This is a genomic window from Sphingomonas bacterium (assembly GCF_903643065.1).
Classification (GTDB): Bacteria; Pseudomonadota; Alphaproteobacteria; order Sphingomonadales; family Sphingomonadaceae; genus Sphingomonas.
In genome coordinates, this window is sequence record NZ_CAHJWX010000166.1 from 1 (window position 1) to 5627 (window position 5627).

Here is a 5627-nt window from a genome sequence, read left to right on the forward strand (position 1 = left end):
GCGGGTCCGCGCTGCTGCTGGCGATCGGGGCGCGGCAGCGGATCGGGGCCGGCGACGCTGACGCGCGCCGACTTGATCGCCGCCGCCTCGGCGAGGAAGTTCGCCGGCAGCGGCACCTCCGGCACCTTCTGGCGCGTCAGCTTCTCGATGTCCTTGAGGAAGGGCCGCTCGTCGTCCGCGCAGAACGACACCGCCAGCCCCGACGCGCCCGCGCGCGCGGTGCGGCCGATGCGATGGACATATTGTTCGGGGACGTTGGGCAGCTCGAAATTCACGACATGGCTGACGCCCGACACGTCGATGCCGCGCGCGGCGATGTCGGTGGCGACCAGGATCGGCACCTCGCCCGCCTTGAACGCGGCCAGCGCGCGCTCGCGCTGCGGCTGGCTCTTGTTGCCGTGGATCGCGTTGGACTGGATGCCGTTGCCCGCGAGCAGCTTCACGACGCGATCGGCGCCATGCTTGGTGCGCGCGAAGACCAGCGCGCGCTCGATCGCCGGATCGCGCAGCACCATGGTGAGCAGCGCCTGCTTCTCCGCCTGATTGACGAAGGTGACCGACTGCTCGACGCGCTCGGCCGTGGTCGCGGCGGGCTTGATCGAGACGGTGGCGGGATCGCGGATGAACTGGCTGGACAGCTCGCGGATCGCGGCGGGCATGGTGGCGGAGAAGAACAGCGTCTGGCGCTTGGCCGGCACCATGCGCGCAATCTTCTTGAGCGCGTGGATGAAGCCGAGATCGAGCATCTGGTCGGCCTCGTCGAGCACCAGCACCTCGACCTGCGCGAGCGAGCAGGCGCGCTGCTCGACCAGGTCGAGCAGGCGGCCCGGCGTGGCGACCAGGATGTCGACGCCGCGCGCCAGGTCCTGCTTGTTCTTGAACAGGCTGGTGCCGCCGAACACGGTGGCGACGCTCATCCGGCTGAACTTGCCATAGGCGCGGGCGCTTTCGGCGATCTGGCCGGCCAGCTCGCGGGTCGGGGCGAGGACGAGCATGCGGCAATGCGTCGGCAGCGCGCGCTTGGCGGACTCGACCAGTCGCTGGATGGAGGGGAGCACGAACGCGGCGGTCTTGCCGGTGCCGGTCTGTGCGATGCCGAGCAGGTCGCGACCCTCCAGCACGAGCGGGATCGCGTCGCGCTGAATGGGCGTGGGCTCGGTGTAGCCCTTGGCGGCGAGCGCGTCGAGCAGCGGCTGGGCGAGGCCCAGGTGATTGAAGGACATGAGGGAAATCCGTGTACATGCCGGGCGCGCGCGACAGGGCGCACGGGCGGCGGGGAAGCCGAACCCCCGCGTGACATGGGAATCCTGAAACAACGACCGAGGCGGAGCCTGCGCTGGGTCAAGCCCGGCGCGATCACGCTACGCGAACACCTCGATACATACGGAGATGACCGAGACGGGCATGAAAGTCAAGGACTCCGCCCGATCGAGGTCGTCCGTTCGCCGCCGGGAGTGGTGGCCGGTCGCATGACGGGATGACCCGGCGCATGGCGCCGGCGGTGGTCCGACAGGGAACGGCCGGGAGGGTCGACGGTTCGGCTCGCAGGAGACCCGCCATGCCAGACCGTTCCGTCGATCCCGAGCGCCCGCGCGACCACAACGCCTTCGACCGGGCGGACGGCTATTCGGGCCAGGGCTATGACCGTGAGCGCGAGGCGGCGCAGGGTCGCGCCGACGCCGATCCCGACGCGCCGGCGCCGGACGGCCATCCCGGCCTGCCCACCCACAACGGCGCCCGCGCGGGCATCGACCCGTCGACGGGCGAGGTCCACGGCGCCGGCATGGGCACGGGCGGCGGCCAGGCGGGCGAGGACCTGTCGTCCGACGCGGCGGCGGGGAGCGGCTATCCGATCTCTGGGGGCGAGGGGGCGGACAAGATCCCGGGCGAGACCGGGCCCAAGAACGAGAACGCCGGCTACCTTTAGATCCCGCCGGCGACCGGCTCGCGTCCCGCCGCCGTCAGCCGGGCGCTGAGATCGGCGAGACAGCGCTCGACGCTCGCCTCGTCGGGGCCGCGCACGACGAAATTGGCGCCTACCCGGCCGTCGCGGAAAAAAGGATAGCTGCCGATCGCGATGCCGCCGGGCGCGTCGGCATGCGCGCGCTCGGTCTCGCGCAGCAGGTCCGCCACCTCGCTTTCCGCGATCCAGCCGCCCACGGTGCTCGACACCACCGGCCGGCCGCCCTCGATCGTGCCGGTCAGCGCGTCCAGCATGCCGGCGGTGATGTGCGGCACGCCCGCCATGATGAAGATGTCGCCGATCCGGATACCCGGCGCCCCCGACAGGCGGTTGGGGATGAGGTCGGCGCCCTCGGGCACCCGCGCCATCCGCGCGCGCGTCTCCGTCAGCCCGCCGCGCGTCGCATAGTAGCGCTCCAGCGTCGCCATCGCGTCGGGATGATGGATCACGCCAAGCCCCAGCGCGGCGGCGATCGCGTCCACGGTGATGTCGTCGTGCGTCGGCCCGATGCCGCCCGTCGTGAACAGATAGTCGTTGCGCGCCCGCAGCGCGTTGACCGCCTCTACGATCGCGTCGGTCCGGTCGGGCACGACGCGGACCTCGGCTAGGCGGATGCCCTGGACGTTGAGCCAGGCCGCGACCTGGGCGACGTTCTTGTCCTGCGTCCGGCCGGACAGGATCTCGTCGCCGATCACCACCAGCGCGGCCGTCCAGATGCGTTCGGGCTCCATCCACCCGCCCTAGCCTCGTCAAGCCGTCGCCGCCACGCTATATCGGCGGGACGATGACCGATTACACCGCCGTCACCTCCGACATGGCCGTCACCCGCACCGGCGCGATCAAGCTCTATGGCGCGGACGCGTTCGCGCGCATGCACCGTGCGGGCCGGCTCGCCGCCGACACGCTCGACATGCTGGAGCCGCACATGGTGGCGGGCGTCACCACGGCCGAGATCGACCGGCTGATCTTTGATTTCTGCACCGCCGCCGGCGCCTGGCCCGCGACGCTCGGCTATCGCGGCTATACGCATTCGACCTGCGTCTCGATCAATCACGTGGTCTGCCACGGCATCCCCAGTGACAAGCCGCTCAAGTCTGGCGACATCGTCAACGTCGACGTGACGCCGGTGCTCGACGGCTGGCATGGCGATTCGAGCCGCATGTACCTGATCGGGGACGTGCCGCTGAAGGCCCGGCGGCTGGTGGAGGTGACCTATGAATGCCTGGTCCTGGGCATCGAACAGGCGCGGCCCGGCAACCACATGGGCGACGTCGCCAACGCGATCCAGCTCCACGCCGAGCGGCATCGCTATGGCGTCGTGCGCGACTTTTGCGGGCATGGCGTCGGCCGGCTGTTCCACGACGCGCCGGAGGTGGTCCATGCCGGCAAGCCCGGCACCGGCCCGGAGCTCAAGCCCGGCATGATCTTCACGATCGAGCCGATGATCAACATCGGTCGCCCCGACGTGAAGCTGCTCGACGACGGCTGGACGGCGGTGACGCGCGACCGTTCGCTGTCGGCGCAGTTCGAGCACACGGTGGGGATCACCGAGACCGGTTGCGAGGTCTTCACGCTGAGCGCGGCCGAGCGGGGTCATTGAGGCGATCTTCCATGTCGACGGCGGCGTGCCCCGATGCGCCACGACCGACTGTCCGACCCGTCGCCTGCCAGTGCTTCGCTTCACCAAGCCGGGAGGGACTGTTGCGCGTGACGGTATAGCCACGTATCTACAGGTCAGTCGGAGGTGGCCCGTGGGTGCGATCGTCAAAAGCAGGGCCTTCAAGAGCGGTAACAGCGTCGCCGTCCGCCTGCCCAAGAGTTTCGGCGTCGACGCAGGCACCAATCTGATGCTGGAACAGCGGGATGGCGGCATCAGCATACGCCGCGAGTTCGACGTCGACGATCACCGCCGCAAGCTGACCGCGATGTTCGACACGATCGCCCGGATTTGGGAGGAAGCCGGCGGGCCGCCCGAGACGGGGATGAAGCGAGACCTGGACATCTTTCCGGACCGTCCCGGCCTGTATGGGCCGGAGCAGGAATGAGTGGCGTTCCTGCTCGATACCAATATCGCGATCGCCATTGGCGACCAGCGGCCGGGCATCCCGGCCCGGCTCGCGATGCTGGACGATACGATGTTCCTGTCCATCATCACCGTGGTGGAACTCCAGGGCGGCATCACCACTGATCAGCCCCGCGCAGCCGAACGACAGGCGGCCCTTTCGGCCATGACCGACACGCTGGATGTACTGCCGCTGACCAGCCCCATGGCGGACGTCTATGCCGCGATCATCCGACGGATCGGCTTCTCCCGCTCTCGCATCCTTGACCGGCTTATCGCCGCCACCGCGCTGGTCCACGACCTGACGGTGATCACCACCAACGGCCCCGATTTCGCCAGCATCCCCGGCCTGAAGCTGGAGGTCTGGCCTCGCCCCGCTCAATAATCCTTCGATACGCGCAGGTTGGCGCTCTGCCGGCCCAGCGTGGAGATGCTCGACAGCACCGACAGCCAGCGCGTCACCTGAAACTCCAGCTGCGTCGCGGAATAGCCCTGCCCGTCGGTGACGATCTCCGCGAACAGGCGCCGCGTCACATATTTGCCCGCCGCGATCGAGGTGCCCTGTCCGGTCTGTGGATCGGCGGGCAGGATGCGCAGCCGGTCCAGCCCCGCCGCGCGGCGGATCGCGTTGATCGGGTTCAGACCCTCGCCGCCGGTGCGCAGCGCCGCGACGGCCGCGGCGAGCTGCAAGGCCTCGGGCGCCGACAGGTTGGTGATCGAGGTGCCGAAGAGCAGGCGCGACAACAGCTCGTCCTCGGGCAGCGCGGGGTTGCTGGAAAAGGCGATCTCCGGCTTCAGCCCGGTGCCGGTGACGCGGATCGTCGCCGACAGGCTGGTCGCGTCGGCATTGGCGGCGATGTCTAACGCCGGGTTGGCGGGCGTGCGCCCGTCGAAGCGGATCACGCCGCGCTCCAGCTCGAACTCGCGGCCCGCGAACTCGTAATTGCCGCGGATCAGCTGGGCGCGGCCGGCGATCGCGGGGTCGGTCGGCTCGCCGCCGATCTGGAGGTCGGCGCTCCACTCGCTCGTCAGGCCCAGCCCGCTGACCAGCAGCCCGCCCGGCGCGCGCGCCTTGAGCGCCAGCGTCCATGGCCGGTACGGCGCCTCGTCCTCCTCGCCGCCGGTCGCCAGGTTGATCTCGCGCACGTTCAGGCGCGGCGCGGCGGTGGCGGCGGTGGCCTGGCCCAGCCGGTAGCGGCTGCGGTCGAGCACCACGTCGCCGCCGATGGTGCCGCCGCGCCCGTCCGAGCGGAAGGTGAGCGGGCCGGTGACGGTGGCGGCGATGTCGTCGCGGTTGATCATCGCGGCGTGCTCGGCCTGGACGTGGAGATCGAGCCCGATGCCGTGCGCGGCGGCGAAATCAAAGGCGCCGCCCCCCGACACGCGGCCGTCCTTGCCCGCCGTGCCGGTGAAGCGGTCGATGACGAGGCGCGCGCCGTCGAACGCGCCGCTCGCCGCGACGTCGGTCACGACGGTGCCGGTGGTTGCGCTCTCGATCCGGGCGCCCTTGGCCTGCACGGCGCCGCGGATGATCGGCCGGTTCAGCCGCCCGGTCACGTCGGCGCCGATCGCGACGGGGCCGGACAGGTCGAACAGCTCGAC

General features: G+C 70.3%; 7 protein-coding genes. 4 read left to right on the forward strand and 3 right to left on the reverse strand.

The features are described 5' to 3' along the window. A partial coding sequence (locus HUU95_RS07210; RefSeq protein WP_174279497.1) for a DEAD/DEAH box helicase occupies positions 1-1223 on the reverse strand: 1223 nt, incomplete at its 3' end. Between the two features lie 335 nt (positions 1224-1558). Here HUU95_RS07210 and HUU95_RS07215 point away from each other — a divergent pair. After that, the gene (locus HUU95_RS07215; protein WP_174279498.1) at positions 1559-1927 is read left to right on the forward strand and encodes a hypothetical protein; all 369 of its coding nucleotides are present in this window, start codon (positions 1559-1561) and stop codon (positions 1925-1927) included. Here HUU95_RS07215 and HUU95_RS07220 read toward each other — a convergent pair. Then, entirely contained in the window at positions 1924-2694 is a 771-nt protein-coding gene (locus tag HUU95_RS07220; RefSeq protein ID WP_174279499.1) for a competence/damage-inducible protein A, read from the reverse strand. The genes HUU95_RS07215 and HUU95_RS07220 overlap by 4 nt on opposite strands. Before the next feature lie 53 nt (positions 2695-2747). Between HUU95_RS07220 and map the strand changes: the two genes are divergently transcribed. From map to HUU95_RS07235, 3 genes are all read left to right on the forward strand, one after another. Next, positions 2748-3563 carry a type I methionyl aminopeptidase gene (gene map / locus HUU95_RS07225; RefSeq protein WP_174279500.1) on the forward strand — a complete coding sequence of 272 codons (816 nt, stop codon included), beginning with the start codon at positions 2748-2750 and terminating at the stop codon, positions 3561-3563. A gap of 151 nt (positions 3564-3714) precedes the next feature. Beyond that, positions 3715-4008 (forward strand): AbrB/MazE/SpoVT family DNA-binding domain-containing protein, encoded by a 294-nt coding sequence (locus HUU95_RS07230; RefSeq protein WP_174279501.1) that lies wholly within the window; start codon positions 3715-3717, stop codon positions 4006-4008. Next, entirely contained in the window at positions 4009-4410 is a 402-nt protein-coding gene (locus HUU95_RS07235) for a PIN domain-containing protein (protein ID WP_174279502.1), read from the forward strand. Here the strand turns inward: HUU95_RS07235 and HUU95_RS07240 are convergent. Then, on the reverse strand, positions 4404-5627 hold a 1224-nt coding region (locus HUU95_RS07240), incomplete at its 5' end, for a translocation/assembly module TamB domain-containing protein (protein WP_174279503.1). The two genes, HUU95_RS07235 and HUU95_RS07240, sit on opposite strands and share 7 nt — an antisense overlap.

Coding starts and splice junctions, on each gene's coding strand:
- HUU95_RS07215 (WP_174279498.1), top strand. CDS start 1,559: ATGCCAGACCGTTCCGTCGATCCCGAGCGCCCGCGCGACCACAACGCC.
- HUU95_RS07220 (WP_174279499.1), bottom strand. CDS start 2,694: ATGGAGCCCGAACGCATCTGGACGGCCGCGCTGGTGGTGATCGGCGAC.
- map (WP_174279500.1), top strand. CDS start 2,748: ATGACCGATTACACCGCCGTCACCTCCGACATGGCCGTCACCCGCACC.